We start from the raw sequence: 20,063 nt of genomic DNA, 5'->3' as shown, positions 1-20,063 counted from the left end.
GTTTGGTTCGTCCGTGCAAATCAAGCAGCTGAAACGCGAGCTCCGTCGTGAGGGCGGGTTGGAAAGTGGTTGTCGGTCGCTACGGTTCAGTGTAACGAATCTGACGGGTTTGAAGGGGCCGGCGTGAAGTGACCGGATTCAATTGGAATAAATGGCGACTTCGTCGATTCGTCCTTCCCAGTTGGAATCATTGTCACTGCGGCCACCGATAAAGCAGGTAGGCAGGGGCGCGGTTTGATCGCTTGAGAGAAGGATGTTGATTTCGGGTTGAGACGCGTTGTTGAGGAATACTTTGACGCGGGTGTTGGTGCGGACCAGTTTGACTTGATTCCACGTCCAACGCGGAATGACGGTTTTGCCGACGGCAACGCCATCACCTTGTTTGAAAATCAGTTTGCCGGTGGCGGTGTCGTCACCGTCGGTGGAGCCGCCGAGCCCGAGATGCTGGCCGCGATCGGTGACACTGTGATTGTGATCGCGGGAGAATAACCAGCCGGTGGTTGGGCGAGCGTCGCTGGGCATTCCGTTCCAAAACGAGAGGATGACGGTGTAGCTGTTGCCCAGGCTGGGCAGTTGGGTGCGGACACGTCCACCGGCGAAGTGGACGCAGCGGTTGGGCTGCATTTGGGCGGGAGAGTGGTTTTCGTTTTGAGACTGGTCATTGGCTGGAAAATCGCCCGGCGATCCGCTGCGAGAGCCTACAAACGATCGTTTTTGAGCGTCGGTGGGCGGACCGGGCAGGAAGAACAAGACGTCGGGTTCGTAGATTCCGTGGTTGTGGTGCCCACTGGAGTCGATGGCAAAGGAGGATTGCATTTGGTCCAGCCGGTAGTAGGCGAGCGGTTTGTTGCTGAGAAGCTGCTGGGCGGCGGGACCGATTTGTTGCTGAAAAGTTTTGCGCGGTTGTTGGCTGATTTTTTCCAATAAGCGCAGGCTGGCGGCAACGATTTTTGGTTCGGCCTGCGGTTCCAATCCGGCGGACCGTGCGGCCCAGGTGTTGTATCCACCGAGCGGGTGTTGTTCGGGAGGCGGAATGTAGCCTTCGGCTCCGTTGGCGAGTTCGATGACCATGGTGTGTTTGAACGGACTTTGCAGTTTTAGTTTCAGTCCAGTCAGGGCGTACGTTTCATTGGGCGTGGTGGCGATGGCGATGTCGCCGATTTTGATCGCTTGCACGACGACGTCGGTTTTTTGCATTTGATGCAGGAGAATCTGTTCGCGTGCGTAGACTTGTTCGCGAGTGGTGGGCAAATCGTTTTCGATGGTCGCGGCGATTTCTTGGGCCCAGTGCAAACGCTGTGCGTCGGGCACCCGGTAGCGGAGCGGCAGGCGAGATTCGGCCATGGCGATGTCAGCGTTGTCGCGGTACTGGATTTGGTCGTAGGCCGTTTGAGCGACGGCAAGCAATCCTTGGGTGAAACCGTTGATGTCTAGATCGTCTTTGCCAGTCCAGGTCACGTAGTCGCGTTTCCAGATGTCGCCACTGCAGCCGTGCGACATGATGCCGACGCAGCCGGATTGGTCGCTCGAGAGGTTGGACTGGGCGTCCGCGTATTTGGCGATTCCTTCGCTGAACAGACCGAAGTAGTCGGCGCTGATGGGTTGGTCGCCGAAGTAGTGCATCGAAAAATTGCAGAGCACTGCGATGGGTTTTCCCGCCGTCGACTGAAACGCGATCACGGACAATTCGGGGTCTTCGGGGCCGGATTCGCCGGTGACATTTTCGGGTTTGGCTCCCGCGTGCATGTTGGCTCGCACGGACCGGTTTCCGAACGGGTCGACATCGATGCGGTCGGGACGGCGCACCCAACGGCGCAAGGCGGTGAAGTCCGGAGCGTCGGCGGATCCCCAACCGACTTTGGCTGGCTGCAAGTTCGCTTTGGCGGCGACGATTGCATCGACGATCTTTCGGCGCAGCAGCGGCACATACGTCGCGTCGGCGTCGGTGCCCAACGCGCCGAAGGCGGACGGGGCGGTGTGCGTATGGGTGGCACTGACCATGATGTGGTCGGCCGGGATGTCTGTGTCGCGGGCGGCTCGCTGTTTGGCTTCGTCCAAGATTTCTTTGGGGACCATGCAACTATCGACGACGACGATGGCAACCGTGTCGTCTTGGTCGGTGACGACAATGGCTCGCGCGTTGACGGTGGTGCGGATTTCGTCAACGGTCCTGGACATCATGCCGCCGTTGACCAGGACAGGCATTTGTGTCGGGCTGATATCGATGACGGCGGCCCCGGCGTGAAGCTGTCCTGCGGAACAGGTTGGCGCGGTGCTGAAACACGCGGCGACCACGGCGAGTGACAGGGTGATCCGGAGCGCGAGAACGGATGTGGACTGCACTGGGGACTGCACTGGGGACTGCGGCATGGGCTGCGGCGGGAGAACGTGACGTCGACGCTGCGACGGGAGAACTTGGCGGCGACACGGATGGGAGGAAGAAGTTTGTGAGGTGGGCGACATGGTAGGAAAAGGCTCGGCGGGTAGTGGAACGAGGCAGGACAACTTTGCGGGCAACTAGGGGGGGGCACGAAAGGGTCCCCGAGTGAGTCTGAGCATTATGCCGGATTTGGGCACTCGATTGTGACTGATTATTGCTGGCAATCGATTGGGTTGGGCCAAACCGTCGGTCACGCAAAAGACACGGCAGGATATACTGGACTGCTCCCACCCAAACGATTCCTACCTCCCCGACTCGCTGATGCGAATTCTGGACTACATCAAGCCGAAGGAACTTTCGCGGATTGCGCGTCTGCAAATGCTGGCTCGTGGCGTGGTCGAAGGCTACTGCAACGGACGGCACCGATCGCCGCACAAGGGTTTTAGCGTCGAATTCAAGGAACACCGCCCCTACGTGCGCGGCGATGATCTGAAGAAGATTGACTGGAAGGCGTACGGAAAAAGCGATCGGCTGTACATTCGTGAGTTTGAGGAAGAAACGAATCTGCGTTGCACGTTGTTGGTCGACCGGAGCGGTTCGATGGCGTATGGCGGAAGCCGAGGCGGTGGCATGAAGGCTGGTGGCATGAAGGCTGGCGGCACGAAGTCGGGTGGCAGTGAGACGGGTGGCAAGACGAAGCATGATTTTGCTGTGCAGCTGGCTGCTTCGTTGACGTATTTGATGTTGGGCCAGCAAGACGGCGCGGGTTTGATCACGTTTGATGACGCGCCGCGCGAGATCGTGCCGGTGCGTTCGCGTCCGTCGCATTTGCGAGCGGTTTTGAAACCGTTGACGGACGAGGTGTCACGACGCGAGACGGATTTGGGCGGCGTGTTTCGCAAGATCGCGTCGAAGCTGAAACGCCGCGGAATGTTGATCATCATTAGTGACGGCATGGGCGATGTGGATTCGATCAGCAAATCGCTGGCATTGTTTCGATCCAAAAACCACGAAGTCATTTTCTTTCAGATACTGGACCCGGACGAAATGGATTTTCCATTCTCGGGAAGGATCCAATTTCGCGACATCGAAAACCCGGCTAACGAACACACCGTCGATGCGCGTTCGCTGCAGGAGGCTTATTTGCAACGACTGGCTGAACATCAAAGTGCTTTGGTGGAAGCCTGCCGACAGAACCGCGTGGATCATGTTCCGCTGACAACCGACCGCCCGTTTGCCGATGGATTGCACGAATACATGTCGTTTAGGAGGCGAGTGAGTTGACGCTGCTGAACTCGCTGCTGGCTCTGGGTGCTTTGGCGTTCACGATTCCTTTGGTTATTCATTTGCTGCATCGTAGTCGATTCACCACGATCGACTGGGGTGCGTGGCATTTGCTAGACAGTGTGATCCGCGTGAACCGTCGCCGCATGCAGATTGCCAACTTGCTGCTGTTGTTGCTGCGATGTTTGATTCCGATCTTGTTGGCGTTCTGTCTTGCGCGGCCCGTGCTGACGGGTTTTCGCGCGATGCCGGGCGATGCACCGCGAACGATCGTGATTGCGATCGATGACAGTCGCAGCATGAACGCGTCTGTCAGTGGACAGCCATCACGGCTGCAACAGGCCAAAACAGGTCTGACGGATTTTTTGAAAAAGCTGTCGCGTCGTGACGAGGTGATTTTGGTGCGAAGCAGTACGGTGGATTCGCCCGCTGCGACGATGGGTGCGGCGGATGCTTTGGACGAAATCAAGCAATTGAAAGCGACGTTTGGCCCGGTTGATCTGTCGGTGATGATCGACGCGGCGGTCGGCGCGGCCCAGCAAAGTTCGCATGCACAGACGAGCGTTTTGTTGGTGTCGGATTTTCAGAGCTGCAATCTCACTAAGTCTTCGCTGAAATCTCTGGACGGAATTTCGCGACGGTTAAGCAAGATTGACCCGCGACCGACGGTCAGTTTCTGGAATTTTGGCAGCGAATCGGAAAAGGCGGCCAATGTTTCGGTCGAATCCGTGACGGTGGATTCGCCTGCGGTGGTAGCGGGACGGAGCACACAGTTTTCGGCACGAGTTCGTAATGCGGCGGATGTGCCGACGGGCGACCTACGACTCGTGTGGTCAATCGATGGGGTGGATCTGCCACCGCGAACGATTTCGATCGGCGAACGATCCTCTGCGACGGCACGGTTGAATCACCGCATCGACGAACCCGGTGTGCGCGAAGTAACGGTGTCGGTGGAGCATGCGGATTCGTTGGCCGATGACAACCGGCGCAGGATCGCGGTGGATGTGATGCGAGAGATCAGCGTGGTGTTGGTCGATGGCAAACCGAGTCGTCGTCCGTTGGAAGGTCAGGCGGATTTTTTGTCGATCGCGTTGAGCCCGTTTGCTTTTGGTGGCGACGATCAACCCGATTCGGTGCGAGCCGATTTGATCCGCAGTTCTGAGATCACAGACACAATTGCAAACGTTCGACCGGAGATCGTGGTGCTGGCCAACGTCGGGACGCTGGATCGATCCCAGCGAGCGGCTTTGTCGACATTTGTGTTGCAGGGTGGTTCGCTGGTGGTTTTTGACGGTGACCGCGTCGAAGCGGAATCCTTCAACACGCCGTGGCAGTCCGATGCGGGAGCGCTGAGTTTTCCGGCGCGGCTGGGTGAAATTGTTGGTACGCCAGACGAACGCAATGTGACGGTGACGACGATTGCGGAACTGAACCAACAATATTCGCCTTGGAGATTATTGGCCGCGGCGAATGAGCGTCCGCTGTCGGATGTGGAGGTGTTTGCGTATCGGCAGTTGACGGTGTCGCAAGGAGAAGCCGCGACCGCGGACGAAGATGCGGTGACGCAAGAAGCAGCAGGTGAAAGTGAGCTGGCGGGAGAGCAAACCGCGGCGAGTGTTTTGATGACTTTTGGTGACGGCCGTCCGATGGTGGTGTTGGCGTCACGCGGGCGCGGCCAAGTTTGTCAGTTCGCGTTACCGTGCGATGCAGCGTGGTCGACGCTGCCGCTACGGCTGGCGTATCTTCCGATGATGCAACAGTTGGTGATGGATTTGGCGGGTCGGCGAAAGACAACGACCTTGGAAGTTGGGCAACCGATTTCGCTGCCGACATCGGAGTTGAAGTTGGCCGGTGGTTCGATGAATGCCGGTGCAGGAAAGAAAGAAGCCTCCGCTGCGGAATCCCCATCGACGCAAACGCGCTATTCGGTCCAGCCGCCCGGCGAAGCAGAGGTGTCGTTGACGCCGGCAGGCGAATCGGATGGTTCGTCGCCGAGAGAGCTTCAGTGGTTGCAGACCCAAGTGCCCGGGACGTACGCGTTTCGTTCGGTCGGGCCAAACGATCCCGCCGAAAACGACGAAAGTGACGCGGCGGAGAGTTTAATTACAAAAACAATTCGCGTGGTCGAGGTTCCTCATTCTGAATCGCAACTTCGATCGGTCGATCCGGATGCGTTGAAAGCGGTCGCCAAGAAAGTCGATGCGAACATCTACGCTGAGCTGAGTGACTTGCAAGCCGACGACCAAACGCGACGTTTCGGACGCGAAATTTGGCGATGGCTGCTATTGGCACTTTTGATCGGCATGGTCGGTGAACTGTTCTTGCAACAACATCTGGTGGGACGTCGGTCAGCGGGAGCCCAATCGCGTGTGCCAGTGGATCCGCCTCAGGCCGTGATGACGGGGAGGGGCTTGTAATGGGAACACTGCTAATGGGAACACTGCGATTTGCAGGGGAAGCTCCGCTCTGGATGGTCGTCGCCGTCGCTGCGGTCGCCGCGGCGTTTGTGGCATGGGTGTATTTGCGAGAGACAAAACACCTTGCTTCGCCGTACTCTTACCTGCTGCCGTCGCTGCGCGCCACTGCGGTTGCTTTGACGATCCTGCTGCTATCGGGGCCGGTGCTTCACCGCCGCACGGTGGTGGGCAAACTGGGACGAGTGGTGTTTGCCATCGATCAATCCAAAAGCATGGCGGTCACGGACAGTGGCGACCCCAGTTCGTCGCCGAGTCGAATGCGGCGCAGCGTCGATGTATTGTTGGGCGATGGCAGTCACCCGGGCTGGCTGTCGACGTTAAAAGAAACACATGAAGTCGATGTCGTGGCATTTTCCACGGGCGATCCCACGTTGCTCTGGTCGTCGCGAATGGACGAACCGCTGCCGACGACATTTGCGTTGGACGCAGATGGTGTGGGAACGGATTTGGCGTCCAGTCTTTCGCTGGCGCTAGATTCGTTTGACGCCAATGCCGTTGCCGATGAAGTCGAAAGCAGTGCCGAGCAAGATTCGGCCGAGAAACTTCAGCAAGCCGCGTTGGTTTTGTTTTCGGATGGGCGTGACAACGCGGGTCGATCGGCGGTCGATTTGGCCAAGGAGCTGCGGCTGCAATCGTACGCGGTTCACGCCGTGGGCATGGGTTCAACCGACGAACCCACTGACGTCGGAATCGTCAACGTGGTCACGCCCGAGAGTGTGGCTTCGGATGGCCAGCTGGCTGGCGAATTGATCTTGAAGCAGTACGGTTTGGCCGGACAGTCGGTGTTGGTTCGAATTGAGTCGGCCGGCAAAACGGTTTGGCAACAGAACGTCACGCCGCTGAACGATGGCCAGCAATCGATTCCGTTTGAATTAGACGTCGGCTCGATCGTTGAATCACTGAACACCGAATCACAGCGAGGCGTTCAGCGTAGCACGGTGGTGATGGATTTGACCGCTGCGGTCGAACCGCTGGGCGTCGTGCAGGGTGGCGATTCGGTCAGCGAAAACAATTCGCGGTCGTTTCGCGTGGCCGCCAACACGCGTGATCGTCGACTGTTGATCATCGACGGATCCAGCCGCTGGGAGACGCGTTATCTGAACAATCTCTTTCAACGCGACCCGGCATGGACGGTCAATATTGTGATCGCAGGTCCGGGTACCGACGACGTCCAGCTTTTGCGAGGCAAGGACGACGGGCAGTTTCCGGCGGACCGCGAAACGATGGCACAGTACGACGCCGTGGTGCTAGGCGAAATCCCCGCGGATTTGCTTTCGACCAATGACATTTTCTTGTTGAAAGAATTTGTGACTCGCGGTGGCGGATTGATCGCGATTGATGGTCGTTATCGGCAACTACGTCAACTGGCCGACGGCACGCTGAGTGAATTGATTCCGATTCGCTATGACCGTGCGATTCCACGGCTGTCCGCCAAATCGTTGGAATTGACGACGATGGGCAAAGAGCATCCGCTGATGAATTTGTATGGGGATTCGCAGAACATCGAAGAGTTTTGGTCGCAGATCCCAGCTCCCAAATCGGTCAACCATGTGCAGGCGCAAGAGGGAGCCGAGGTCTGGGCCACCGCGATCGGCCAAAGCGGTATTAAGTCACCTTGGTTGGTGACACGATTGTTTGGCGGCGGACGCGTATTTTATCTTTCGTCGGATGAAACTTGGCGATGGCGTTATAAGGTCGCGGATCGATTTCACGCTCGGTTTTGGAATCAGCTGTTGGCGGCCGTCATGCAGCCTCCGTATTCTGCCAGTGATGAATACGTGGCACTGGGGACGGACAAGATTCAGTACGGCCCCGATGAATCGGCAACCATTCGCGTCCGTCTGCAAGACACTCGGTCGCAACCGGTCGGGGACGCAACTGTCGACGCGCTGTTGATTGCCAATGATCGCGTCGTCGCAACGGTGCCTTTGAGTGTCGATGATCCCGCACGCGGAACGTATCAGGGGCAAACGCCGACTCTTTCGCCAGGAGGATACAGTGTTCGTGTCCGAGCAAGCGGGTTTGACGAATCGGCCTTGCAGGCGTCGACGCCGATTTGGGTCAGTCAATCCGAATCTCTCGAGATGCGGCGGATTGCGTTGGACGCAGGAACGCTGAATCAAATCGCTGCGGCAGCCGGCGGTGCGTACGTGCATGAATCGTCGGCAGTGACTTTACTTGAGAAAATCAAACCGCTTTCCAGCGGATCCATCGTCGAATCGGATATCCTGATTTGGCAATCATTCTATTGGTTTTGGGCCGTGATTGCTTTGTTGGCGATCGAATGGTGGCTCAGAAAACGATCAGGATTGGTGTAACCCATGTCGACTTATCCATCAGATCAAGTGACCAGCGTCGGACTGGATCCCGTTACCGCGCGAACGCTGCAGAAGTTTGGCCAACGCCGCAAAGTGCTGTTGGTGCTGCGGGCCATCGCGGGTGGCATCGTCGTGTTTGTCGCGGCCATGTTGCTGATAGCGCTGTGCGACTATTTCTGGATTCTCCCCGATAGCGTGCGCGTGTTGCTGAGTGTGGTCGGTTACAGCGCCACAATCGCCGCGATGTGGTTTTTTGGGTTCGGTGGCTTACGAGATACCGAAGCGACTTCGCTGGCCGTTCACATGCAGTCGACGACACCGCGACTGCGCGATGATCTGTTGTCGGCGGTCGAATTAGCTGACCCCAACGAGGCGAATGGTTCCGCCGATTTTCGCGAACGATTGCAAAAACGCGTCGCCCGACGTGTGGCGTTGCTGAACGTGGCCGATTTGTTGCCGATGGCGTTGATTCGCAAATGGCTGTCGGCTGGCTTGACAATCGCCGCAGTTTGTCTGGTGCTATTGCTGATTCCGCAAATGCAGTTCGGGCGTCGTTTTGCAAGGGCGATGTTGCCGGGCGCTCCGATCGAACGAGCATCGAAAACAAAAATTGCAATCATCCAACCGTCGCCCGCCTCGGGATACGTTGCCGAAGGCGACGCGGTCGGAATCGTGATCGAGATCACAGGTGAGATCACCGACGAAGTGCTATTGGTGTGGCAGTCGGATGACGGCATGAGCGGCGAGTCCATGATGTCACCGCGAGCCAAACCGGCAACCGCCAACTCAGCCGCATCGATTGCCAACCGCAATACGAGCGAAGAAACCAATCCGAATTCGAGTCAAACGACGATCGAGACGAGTGATCATTTCGCGGCGAATTTGTCCGTGGGAAAATCGCCGATCGAATATCAGATCTTTGCCGGCGACGCAATTTCGCTGTGGCATCGCTTGACGCCGCTGCCGCGCCCGCGAGTCGGACTGTTCCAGAAGCGTTATCAGTTTCCCAGCTATGCAAAACTGGCTGAACGTACTGAGGAGGACGAGCACGGAGATTTGAAAGCGCTGACGGGGACCACCGCAGAACTGACCATCCAGTTTGACGAACCTGTACGCGACGCGAAAATTCGTTTTGCCAACGAAGGCGGCGAGATTGAATTGTTCCAGGCCGACGAATCGAAAAACATGTTCACGGCGTCGATCCCGATTAAAACGGCGGGTCAGTACCAAGTCGATGCAGTCAGTATCAAATCCGGACTCAACAACCCGTTCAGTCCGACCTACACCATCGTGCCGGTCATCGACACGCCACCGGTCGCAAAGTGGGCTGACACGGTCACTGACATGATGATCGTTTCACCGTTAGCGGTCTTGGATTTGGCAGGATCAGTTCAAGACGATTTGCCGGTCGACAAGATTATTCAAGAGATCACCATCAATTCGATCACGAGCGAAACCTTCGAAATCCCGGTGCCTTCGCCCAGCCGCGACGCTCAGCCGAGTTGGCAATGGGATCTTTTGAAACGGACGGGCGGTAACAAAGAAACGCCCAAACTGTCCAGCGGCGATATCGTCCGCACTCGATTGGTCGCGATTGATCGCCGAGGCCTTCGGGGCGAATCACGAATCGTCGATTTGTTGATCGCCGACGAAGGATTTGATGATGACCGCCATCGCAAACTGGACGAATGGAGCGAACTGACGACGGAAGTGTTGGCGTGGACAAAATCAGCGGCCGCGGTCGGCGATACGATCAAAGAACTGGGCCGAACGCCCGATGCGGCCGAGATCAATTCGCTTCGGCAACTGTACGCCGAACTGAATGAACGCACTTCGTCGGTCTTGCAATCGTTGGCCAATTCGATCGAAATCACCGACCAAGTGACGGACACCAATTCGCTGGAATTGATGGGACGGGCAATCATCGCGATGGATGGCGAATTGAAATATTCCGTCGAAGAACTGGCTCATGCCCTGAGCATCGAAAGCGATCTTTGGAAAACAGCGCAGGCAAAAATCGCAAAAAGCGTCTCCAACCATGGCACACGGCTTAGCCATCAGGCGATGCGTATCAACACGTTGGCGCGAGCGATCGTGTCGCACGAACTTTCACTGGCGGTGACCCGCGACGCCAGCGCACTGCAAAGTAGTCTGCAACCAATGACAAACGAAGCGTCCGGTTTGCCTGCGGATCGATTTGATCGTTATCTGAAAGTGACTTTAGCGAGGATGAAAGCCATTGATGAATTGATACGCAAGCATGATGCCGTGCTGATGGATTCGTCACGCGCGCATTTCGCTGGCGAAAGTTGGCGTCGCTGGGCCGAACGCTGGTCGTTGTTGATCAACCGGATCAAGGACGACGAATCGGAAAAGAACCAGCGTGATCTCATCAGGCGTTTTGAAGGCGAACTGAAAAAGAAATCTGCGACCGGCATGGCCGACGGACGACTGATGCAGCTGTTCAATGAATCCTATCGTGACATTCGCCGCGAAATGCGTTCGTATGCAGATTTGATTCGCCAGATCCAGCGAAGTGGTCGAGAGGCGGTCCGACAGCAAGAACGCAGCGAGAAGGAGGACGATGCTGACAAAGCAGCCTTGGCCAACTGGGAAGCACAGGCGGCCGAATCGAACTACATCCATCGGATCGGACAGGCCGCCCAGCGTTTGACCGCCGAATCGGAATTGCATCGTCGGCGTCCCCGAGTCGATCTAAAACATGCCGCCGATTTGACTCTGCTGCGTCGTGCAATCGAACATGTCAACGAAAATGGTTTTGCCGACTACAAAGACGAATCGCCTACCGAGGTGCACGAAAATCTGTCGGGTGCGATTCGCGTATTGGAATCGGTCCACGAAGCTGAACTAGCGCAATCCGAACTTAAACAACTGCTGGTTTCAGAACAGTCATTGTCGAATTCAGCCGACGACCGGCTTAGCAGCGGGATCTGGATTCATCGCTATTCACTGGCTGCGGAGTGGTCCATCAAGCAGTGGCAAGAATCCAAACTGGATTGGCCAACTCTAATCGATCCGATGGACCGAACCCGCTACGACAAGGATTTCTCTGCCGCACGCGACCGTCTGACACGCCGTCGTTGGGACCAGAAAGAACCGGTGTCGGCCGAAGTTTCGCTGAACAAGCTGACGCAGCGCGTCGATGCGGGGCTCCAGAATTTGCAGCCGCACGTGATCGCAGCACGAGCGACGATTCAGCGCTATGTGCTGTCGCTTCCCGAACAAGCCCGTCAGGCTGCTGAAAAAGCGACGGAAGCGGAGCAGCGAACGGATCAACGACAGGATTCGCAAAGCGAAACGGCCGAGCAATTGGCCGCCCAACAAGAAGAAGCCGAAACGGCTGCCGAACAGACTGTGCAAGCTTTGATCGACAAGGCCAATACGTCGGACATGTTGGACGACGAGCAACGTGAAATTGCCAGAGATGCCGACGCAGCTGCTTCGGCGATCAACGACGCATCGGAGCAAGCAAAAGAGGCGATGCAGGACGCCAAGGACGCCGCGAACGAACAGCAACGTGACGCCGCACTGGAAAAAGCCGAAGAGAGTTTGTCGCAGCTGGCGAGTACGTTGGAAAAGACCGCCGAGCATTTCGACAAACTTGAACGTGGCGAAAACGCTGATCAATCACGAGAGGAATTGCGAAAGACTGAAGAAGAGTTGCAGATTGCGCGCGATTTGGAACAGCGTTACGAAGAAGCCAAAGCGATGGCGGACGCGGCCAATAGCGATCCCGAAGAGTTGCTCAAAAAGCTGGAGGCGGAACTGAAGAAGAACGAACCGATGCAGCAGGAACTCTCGGAGATTTCCGAAAACGCGGCGCAGTCGGCGCAAAAGACTTTGGAACAAGCCGAAAGCGACGAGCGCCAACTCAATCAAGCACTCGAACGAAGTGATGCAGCGGTTCAAGAGGCCAAGCGTCGTGCAGCCAAAAAGCTGGAAGAGTTGTCTCGACGACTTGAATCAACAAGCAACCATTTGCTGGGAATGGCGCAGGAAGCCTCCGGCTGGGCAAATGAACCCAAAACCCGAGACAAATTCACCGAGGCCCGCGAAGCACTTAAGAAAGCCGTGGACGAAAGTCGGCAGATGGGCGGCGAGAGTGCGTTGGCTGAGCAAATGAAAAAGACGGTCCAAAACGCCAAACAGTCAGTGAGCCAGGCCGCCGAGGCCATCAAGAAAGCCAAGCAAGAATCTGCCGAAGCATCCCAGCGAGACGTGCATCAAAACGAACCGGCACGAAAGAGTGCGCAGAGCAAAATGGAAAGCAAGGCAAGAAATACACGGAACCGAATCGTGCAGGATATGAATCGGGAACGCGCCCAGTGGTCACGCGAAGAGCAGGAAGCGAACCGCCGCGTCCAGCAAGCTCAACGTCAGGAACGCGATGCCAGAGACCAACGCCAACGGGCGGAGGATCGACTGAAGAAAGCGGATCCAAAGAAGACGGACCAGAAGCAGCGAGATCAATTGCAGTCGCAAATCGATCAGCAGAAGCAGCGTGAAGCCAACGCTGACAAAGCCGAGCAAGCTGCCGATCAAACGCGAGACTATGCCAAGGACCAGCGGAAAGAGATCGAACAAGCAATACGCGAGGCACAGAAGGAAAAGCTGGAGCGTCTGACTCGGCCTAACCCGGCCGGCCAACTTGCCGAAGAGACTGCCCAGCAAGCCACCAAAACGCTGGATGACTTGCAGCAGCAGCTTGATGCGATCGCAAAGCAATTGGGTGGACGCCCGGAGTTAAGCACGCCAACTGACAAAGCGCAGAGCTTGTCGGAGCAGCAAGATCGCATCAATAGCGACGTCAAGAATGCAGCCGATCAGGTTGCCCGCGCGGCACGCCACGAAGAACGTTTGGGACAAAAAGCCAATGCCGAAGGCCTGGAGCAGGCAGCCGAGTCGATTCAAGAGAACGGGCTGAAAGCCGGCCAAGACGCCAAACAATCACTCGATCAAGCTGCCAAAGAAGCCAAGGAAACGCCACAAGCGGGCCAGCAAGTCGCCGACGCGGAACAAAAGATTGGCCAGGACGCGGAACGCCTTGCGCAGATGCTGCAATCAACCTCGGACAGTGAATCGCCCGACTCCGACAACCCAGGCGACAAGGCAGCTGAAAGCAGCTCCGATAAGAATCAAGCGTCTTCACCAAAGCAAAGTTCACAAGGTCAGCCGTCCAGCGCATCGGCAGACAAAGCAAAGAAGATGGCACAGACGCTGGATGAACTAGACCGAGCGATTGCGGAGGCAAACGATCCGGCTCAACAAAAAAAACAGCCATCAGAACAACAACAGGGCGACGAACCGCAAGGACAACAACCGCAAGGACAAGAACAGGGTCAACCAAAACCCGGCCAGGACCCCGGAAGCCAAAAACCGGGCGAACAAAAACCGGGTAGCCAACCGGGCAAACAGACCGCCGGTCAAGCTTCGCCGACGTTGTCGCAAATGCTGGACTCTCAATCACAGCAAGCAGCCAAAGACAGACAACAAACTTTGCAGCCCGGCAAAAACTCGGAGGCGTCCAAACAACAAGGCGAGGTCGAATCGGGCGAAAAAGAAGGCGATCAGTTGACACAAAACTCTGGTCCCGGCGATCCGCCCGGCGGTGGCGAAGGGATCCTAGGCCAAGTTGACATGAGCGAACTGGGAGATTGGGGATCACTGCGACAGCGCAAAACCGATGACGCTTCGGAGTCGCGCGAATCGCGTGTTGCTCCGCAGTACCGCCGCGAAGTCGAAGCCTATTTCCGGGCGGTCGCTCGTCGCGCTGCTGCGAAGGCCAATGCAACGGAGAAATCAAAATGACGCACCCTCGTTTGACACTTTCGCGACGCGACTGGCTGAAGTCGACTTGCGCGAAATCGGCGACCAACTGGTACGCGGTTCAAGCGGCGGCCATGGGAGCGGGAGCTGCGATGGCTGATCGAACCCATGCGGCCGAAGACTTGTCGACGCTTTACGTGGACGATGATATCGATCAGGCCGTTGATCGAGGAATCAAGTTTTTGGTTTCGACAATGCGTGATACGGGTGCGATTGTGGATCGTGGTCACGAAGTCGCGATGACATCGTTGGCCATCATGGCGATGGCCGCCGTCGGAGTCCAACCCGGCAACGACGACGTGCGGTCGCTGGTGATGATGCGAGCGATTGATTTTGTCTTGGACAAGCGACATCAAGATTCCAACGGGTATTTTGGTAACAGCGACGGATCGCGCATGTACGGCCATGGCATAGTCACGCTGATGCTGACCGAGATGATGGGCATGGGTGGCACGATGGCTCAAAATCAACGCATCCATTCGGCGTTGGAAAAGGCCATTGGTTTGGTGCTGAAGGCACAAGCGGTTCGCAAACCCAGCACACTGGCTGGCGGATGGCGATACACACCGACGGCGACCGATTCGGATCTTTCGGTTTCGGTTTGGCAATTGATGGCTTTGCGGAGTGCCAAAAACGACGGGATGGATGTGCCTGCATCGGCCATCACTTCGGCGCTGAGCTATCTGCGACACTCCTACACTTCGCCACGCGGACAAAGAACCAAGGAACCGATCGGAGGATTTAGTTACACGCCCGGCCACCATCACCCGTCGTTTACGATGACCGCGGCCGGATTGCTGGCGATGCAAGTTTGCGGACAGTACGATTCGCCAATGGTCAAAGGTGCGGCGGACTGGTTGTTACAAAATCCGCCCAAGCCCAAGGAAAGGTTCTTTCACTACGGCGTCTACTACTACGCGCAAGGGATGCATCAAGCAGGTGGAAAGTACGCCAAGAAAGCAGACGACTTGGTTGCCAAAATGTTGCTAGAGACACAGGACAGCCGCGGAGCATGGCTGGCCCGCAGCGGAGAAGAACGCAACGTGGGTTACGTCTACGCGACATCATTGTCAATTTTGAGTCTGAGCGTACGATATCACTACCTGCCGATTTACCAGCGCTAGTTGCAAGTAATCCATTTCTGTATCAACGACGACACCAAACGTTCGTCGGCGTATCGTGACGCTTCCGCGAAATTTTGCCCGCCGCTCACTCCTTTGATTCAATCGATTGACTTTTTCTGACAAACCTGACGTTCCTGTTTTTACTGGGCCGCCCGAAGAGATTGGCGAGATCGAGCCACTAGATTTCCTTGTCATTGCGCCGCATCCCGATGATGCCGAACTGGGAATGGGCGGAACGATCGCCAAAATGCACGACGAAGGCTGGCGAATCGGGGTGCTGGATTTGACCACCGGCGAACCGACGCCCCATGGCAGCGAAACAATCCGTCGTCAAGAAACCGACCTCGCAACCGCGGCACTGGGGCTGACCTGGCGCGGCAACGCTGGCTTGATCAATCGATCACTGGAACCGACTCTGGAAGCACGCAAATTGTTGGCCAGCTACTTTCGGATGCTGCGACCGCGATGGCTGTTCGCGCCTTACTGGAGCGATGCTCATCCGGACCATGTCGCGGCAACGCAACTGATCGAAGCGGCGCGTTTTTGGTCGAAACTGAGCAAGACGGACATGCCCGGCGAGCGGTACCATCCCGAACGAATCTATTACTACTTTTGCATTCACTTGCGACTGGCGGTGCAACCCGATTGGATCGTTGACATCAGCGACCAGTGGTCGCGCAAGAAGTCATCCATCGAAGCGTATGCGAGTCAATTTGTTGCGGGACGGCCAACGGAGCCGCCGACTTTGATCGACCGGTTACGTGACGATGCGGCTTATTGGGGGCGATTGATTGATCGTCACTATGGCGAACCCTTTGCGACCAAAGAGCCGCTGGCAATCCGTTCGTTGCGGGATCTTTTTTAGACCAGTCTGTAACGGATTGTGTTGAGAGCGTGCTGGAAGGGCGACGCGCAACCGATTCGCCGCTGCGTAACGTCGCCTGGATTCAAAAGCGCGCGAAAGCGATCGTTCGTTTGACTGAAAATCTTTACCACTTAAGTATTTGTTTCCAATGATTTCGTCTGATGCAACGAGCGACGATCCATTGATTCGGTTGAACCACGTGTCACGTGTTTACCCGCGCAAATCAGTCAGCGTCATTGCGCTGCGAGACATTTCGTTGACTATCCAGCGTGGGCAACGAGTCGCGATGCTGGGACGATCGGGCTCGGGAAAATCGACGCTTCTGAATTTGCTGTCAGGGATCGACCGGCCGACTTCGGGATCCATCATTGTGGACGGGGACGACATTGCCGCGCATTCCAGCGATCAATTGGCCAGGTATCGGATGAGCAGCGTGGGAGTTGTTTTTCAAGCATTTCATCTGATTCCGACGTTGACGGCGACCAAGAATGTTGAGCTGCCGTTTGTGTTTGCGGGAACTCCCCGAAAACAGCGACTCGCATCGGCAATGTCGGCGTTGGAGGCGGTGGGACTGGCCAATCGAGCGTCGCATCGTCCGTCGGAATTGTCCGGCGGCGAACAACAACGTGTCGCTTTGGCTCGCGCGCTATCGCATCAACCCAAACTACTTTTGGCCGACGAACCCACCGGCAACTTGGATTCGACCACTGCAAGCGACATCATTCAGCACTTGGTCGATTATTCCAACACACGAAATGCGACAGTGGTGCTGGTGACGCACGACGAGAAACTTGCGAGCGATTTTGCGACCCGCACGATCCGACTGCATGATGGGCACCTAATCGACGACACGATGGGAGCCGGCCAATGAGATTGTCGGACCTTCTGCGTGCTGGCATATCGGCCATGACGGCGCACAAATTTCGCAGCGTGCTGACTCTGCTGGGCGTGACGCTCGGAGCACTGTTGCTGTTCTGTAGCATCTCGGGTGGGCTGGGCGTCATCGACGCTGTCAATCGGCGGCTTGCCGTCGGAGATCGCCTGCTAGAGATCATCGTCAACACGGGTGTTCAGACGGACGAAGTTACGCCGGAGAAAGCCCGGGCAGCAGGTTTTACCGAAGACATGTCTGATGAACGCCGCGTGCGATTGGCTCAGGCATCGGGTGTTGGTGGCGTCCGGCCGGTGCCCATGAACCTGGGGGTCAGCGAAAGTCTGAAACGCATTGCCGGCGTCGAATCGGTATGGTCGCGACTGCGATTTCGCTGTTCGATTTACCTGCAAACCGTCGATCGGTTCAGCCCGGGAGTGGTCTATGCGATGCCGCCCAAAAAGCTGGACTACTCCAAACTGATTGTTGCGACGGGCACAAAAACGGTCGCTGCAGAATCGAGCGCATCGAATCCGCCCGAACGTGGTGGCGTCTGGGTCAGCGAACTGTTTTTGTACCAGCAGGGAATTCGCACCGAAGCAGAAATTGAGGACGTAATCGGGACCATGATTCAAGTGACGACGCGTCATGCGACATTGGAAGGGACGTCGTTATCCGGCGACAATCCGCGTCGCCAAAAGGCGATCGAATCACTGAAATTTCGTTCTCGCATTTTTCCGATCAGAGGCGTGTTTCGCTATCCCGAACGGATTGAAATCCGCGACGAACCCGAGTGGGCGCAGATGTTGGGTGTCGCCGTGATGATGCCTTACGATGATGCGGCTGATTGTTGGCGAGGCCTTGATCTAGCCGATAAGAGCACGACCGCGGTCGTTCGCGCGACCAGTCCAGAGTTGCTGGAAAACATTGAAGCGGAAATATCCGACACGGGTTTTCGCACTCATTCGCTGGCTGAACTAGCGACGCAGATACGAACCGCGGTCTTACTGGTCACTTTGTTGATCACGTCCATCGCTACAGCCGCTTTGCTGATTTCCGCGATTGGGATCACCAACACGATGGTGATGAATGTTCTGGAGCGCCGCAAAGACATCGCCGTCATGAAAGCCATCGGTGCGCGCGATCGTGACTTAAAGCGAATGTTCCTAATCGAAGGCTTCTTGATGGGGCTGATCGGCGGGCTGAGCGGATTGGTGCTGGGATTAATCTTTTCGCGAATCTGTGGCGACTGGATCCGCCAAGAATTGGAAACACGCTTGAACGAACCGCTTTACGGTGACATCTTTGCGTACCCTGTCTGGCTGATCATGGGCACGCCGATCGTCGCGTCACTGATCACGATGTTGGCCAGCTACGTCCCCGCCAAACGCGCTGCGAAAATTGATCCTGCGCAAACTCTGCGAGGGCTTTAGTCCATCGATTTGACAACCACGACGGAAAGAGATCCACATGGGTGTGGTAGCCAACCAAACGACCGACCCGAATCGCGGGCGCTGCACGCTGTGCGGACGCCGTCCCAAACGCGGCACAACGGAGCATCACTTGATTCCACGAACGTGCCACAAGAACAAATGGTTTAAGAAGCAGTTTTCGCGGGAACAGATGCAGCAGACGATTTCGGTGTGCCACGATTGCCATCAGGCGATTCACCGTTTTGTGCCCAAAGAAAAGACTCTGGGCCGCGACTACCACACGGTCGACCAGATCATGGCTCACGACCAGATGGCGACCTTTGTCGCGTGGGTCAGCAAGCAAAAATGACGCTCAACCGTCGACCAATTCGCGGACGAAAACGGGCCGAGGCTTGGCGGATCCTTTCCGATCGCATTTGAAATGTTCCGCCACATAGCGAACTGGCGTACGCGATTCGGGAACCTTGAAACGGTCGCCTTTCTGCAAGATCGGACGGTATTCGTCCATCCGTCCAAACTGACGCGTCCCGCGCGCCTGGCAAGGAAACCAGTGCCCATTGCCATCGGCGTCTTCCAAGTAGAACTCGGGGTAACAGTGATCGGGAATCCAAACCATTCGGGCGGGTACTTTGGCATTGCGACACAGAGCAACAATCAGGCTGGTCATCTCCTCGCAATCGCCCTTTCCTTCGCGCAGTGCAACGGAGGCGTTTTTCAGATCGCCGTCGACACTGCGAACATTGTCACGAACGTAGTCGTAAATCTGTTCAACGCGTTCCCAATCGTTCGCCGCGTCTTTGGCTGCGAGCTCTTTGGACACCATTTTGATTCGTGCGTTACTGGCGTCGATATAGGGGCTGTTACTGGTAAAGACTCTTAGCTCTCGACCGATTTTTTTGGGGATTCGCAGGTCATCAGTTTTTGTAGGCGGCAAAATTCGTGAACGTTCGATCGACATCGTAAACGTGACTTCGGCGGTCGTGTTGGCCGCGACTTTCGGAATTTGCAGCATCACCTGTTTGGCACCTTTGGCGACGTCGCGAACTTTCCAAGCGGTGACACGGCGATCGATCTCCTTGCTCTGCAATGTGACCGTTTGTTCGGGCCAATCCATCGGCACCGGAAACGTGGCGAATACGTTGGTACAAGTCACTGGTGTGTCCAACACCAAACCGATGCGCCAGGTCTGTGATTTGGGCGCGTCATAAGCAAGTCGCGAGACCGATTCATCAGGATTCTTGGACGATGACTCTTGAGCATGCAAGGTCGGCGAACGTGAATGGTTGGCCAAGCATGCGACGGCGGCAGTACCCAGCGTCCGTCCGAGCAGAGAGCGTCGCGTAATGGTGTTGCGTGTCATACCTTGGCCTATCGTTGGGGTCGATGTAGTTGCTGATGCCGTGCCAGCAACGTGATTTTGTCAATGAGTGCTTTTGACTGGGCGACCGTCGGACGAAACACCGA

11 protein-coding genes are annotated in these 20,063 nt (G+C 56.5%); 9 read left to right on the top strand and 2 right to left on the bottom strand.

The features are described from left to right. Positions 1-138: 138 nt before the first annotated feature. Positions 139-2,343, bottom strand: a complete 2,205-nt coding sequence (locus K239x_RS11640) for a hypothetical protein (protein WP_419189953.1) — start codon at positions 2,341-2,343, stop codon at positions 139-141. Positions 2,344-2,701: 358 nt separating this feature from the next. Between K239x_RS11640 and K239x_RS11635 the strand changes: the two genes are divergently transcribed. The 9 genes from K239x_RS11635 to K239x_RS11595 all read left to right on the top strand — a co-directional run bounded on the left by K239x_RS11635 (position 2,702) and on the right by K239x_RS11595 (position 18,948). Beyond that, positions 2,702-3,664 (top strand): DUF58 domain-containing protein, encoded by a 963-nt coding sequence (locus K239x_RS11635; protein WP_145418088.1) that lies wholly within the window; start codon positions 2,702-2,704, stop codon positions 3,662-3,664. Further along, positions 3,661-6,081 carry a BatA domain-containing protein gene (locus tag K239x_RS11630; RefSeq protein WP_145418086.1) on the top strand — a complete coding sequence of 807 codons (2,421 nt, stop codon included), beginning with the start codon at positions 3,661-3,663 and terminating at the stop codon, positions 6,079-6,081. The genes K239x_RS11635 and K239x_RS11630 overlap by 4 nt, the downstream gene beginning before the upstream one ends. Next, entirely contained in the window at positions 6,081-8,459 is a 2,379-nt protein-coding gene (locus tag K239x_RS11625; protein WP_145418084.1) for a glutamine amidotransferase, read from the top strand. The genes K239x_RS11630 and K239x_RS11625 overlap by 1 nt, the downstream gene beginning before the upstream one ends. Positions 8,460-8,462: 3 nt before the next feature. Further along, complete coding sequence (locus K239x_RS11620) at positions 8,463-14,288, top strand: hypothetical protein (protein ID WP_145418082.1); 5,826 nt, start codon at positions 8,463-8,465, stop codon at positions 14,286-14,288. After that, positions 14,285-15,430: a prenyltransferase/squalene oxidase repeat-containing protein gene (locus tag K239x_RS11615; RefSeq protein WP_419189952.1), complete on the top strand. Its 1,146-nt coding sequence runs from the start codon at positions 14,285-14,287 to the stop codon at positions 15,428-15,430. The genes K239x_RS11620 and K239x_RS11615 overlap by 4 nt, the downstream gene beginning before the upstream one ends. 226 nt (positions 15,431-15,656) lie before the next feature. Continuing rightward, positions 15,657-16,295, top strand: a complete 639-nt coding sequence (locus K239x_RS11610) for a PIG-L family deacetylase (protein ID WP_419190083.1) — start codon at positions 15,657-15,659, stop codon at positions 16,293-16,295. Between the two features lie 148 nt (positions 16,296-16,443). Further along, on the top strand, positions 16,444-17,166 hold the full coding sequence (locus tag K239x_RS11605; protein ID WP_419189951.1) for an ABC transporter ATP-binding protein: 723 nt from the start codon (positions 16,444-16,446) through the stop codon (positions 17,164-17,166). Continuing rightward, entirely contained in the window at positions 17,163-18,599 is a 1,437-nt protein-coding gene (locus K239x_RS11600; RefSeq protein ID WP_145418080.1) for an ABC transporter permease, read from the top strand. The genes K239x_RS11605 and K239x_RS11600 overlap by 4 nt, the downstream gene beginning before the upstream one ends. 37 nt (positions 18,600-18,636) lie before the next feature. Next, on the top strand, positions 18,637-18,948 hold the full coding sequence (locus K239x_RS11595; protein ID WP_419189950.1) for a hypothetical protein: 312 nt from the start codon (positions 18,637-18,639) through the stop codon (positions 18,946-18,948). 3 nt (positions 18,949-18,951) lie between these two features. Here the strand turns inward: K239x_RS11595 and K239x_RS11590 are convergent, their stop codons facing one another. Continuing rightward, positions 18,952-19,959: a transglutaminase-like domain-containing protein gene (locus K239x_RS11590; protein ID WP_145418078.1), complete on the bottom strand. Its 1,008-nt coding sequence runs from the start codon at positions 19,957-19,959 to the stop codon at positions 18,952-18,954. Positions 19,960-20,063: the final 104 nt, after the last annotated feature.

The organism is Stieleria marina, assembly GCA_007741555.1.
GTDB lineage: Bacteria > Planctomycetota > Planctomycetia > Pirellulales > Pirellulaceae > K23-9.
This window is presented reverse-complemented; position numbering and strand designations above follow the sequence as displayed.